This is a genomic window from Streptomyces murinus, assembly GCF_002154555.1.
GTDB classification, from domain to species: domain Bacteria; phylum Actinomycetota; class Actinomycetes; order Streptomycetales; family Streptomycetaceae; genus Streptomyces; species Streptomyces murinus.
This window is the reverse complement of sequence record NZ_MUNF01001073.1, coordinates 1-579: the sequence shown is the minus strand read 5'-3', so window position 1 is coordinate 579 and position 579 is coordinate 1. Positions and strand designations below refer to the sequence as shown.

General features: G+C 72.7%; 1 protein-coding gene and 1 pseudogene. Both read right to left on the bottom strand.

The features are described 5' to 3' along the window. The coding region (locus tag CCN72_RS37745) for a TFIIB-type zinc ribbon-containing protein (protein WP_167408754.1) at positions 1 to 180 on the bottom strand (180 nt) is incomplete at its 3' end. Between the two features lie 109 nt (positions 181 to 289). Further along, a pseudogene (locus CCN72_RS37740) lies at positions 290 to 579 on the bottom strand (aminoglycoside phosphotransferase family protein); the annotation flags it as partial.

Below are 579 nucleotides of genomic sequence, written 5' to 3'. Positions count from 1 at the left end.
CCCCCCGGGGGCGGCGGGCGGGGCCGGCGGGACGGGCTTGGCCCACTGGGACTCCACCTGGGTCAGCGCTTCCAGCTCGCCGTAGTCGAGGAAGATGCCGCGGCACCCGCTGCACTGCTCGATCTGGACGCCGCTGCGGTTGTACGTCTGCATGGGTGCGTGGCACTTCGGACACTGCATCGTCGGCTCAACTCCTCGCCGGTCGGTACTGCTTGGTGGTTCTCCAGCACAGACTCCGTTTCACCGCCCGTGGTTGCAAGGTCTTCGCGGAAGACCCCGGCCCGCGCTTTCACCCTGCGGGCATACGGGCACAGGCGTCGACGACGGCCTGTTCGATCTCGTCCAGGGGGCGGTCCGCCGCGCGCGCCTTGGTGATCGCCAGGGCGGCCGTCTGGACGGTGAGGGCGCGGGCCGGGACGTCCAGGGCGGGCCAGGGGTCACCGGTCGCGGGCACGGCGGGACCGTTCGCCTCCTGGTAGGCGGTCAGGAAGCGGCTCCAGTCGTCGGGCGGGAGGAGTCCGCAGGCGTACCAGGCGGCGGGGCGGGCGAGGTCCCAGGCGGGGACGCCGAGTCCCAGGT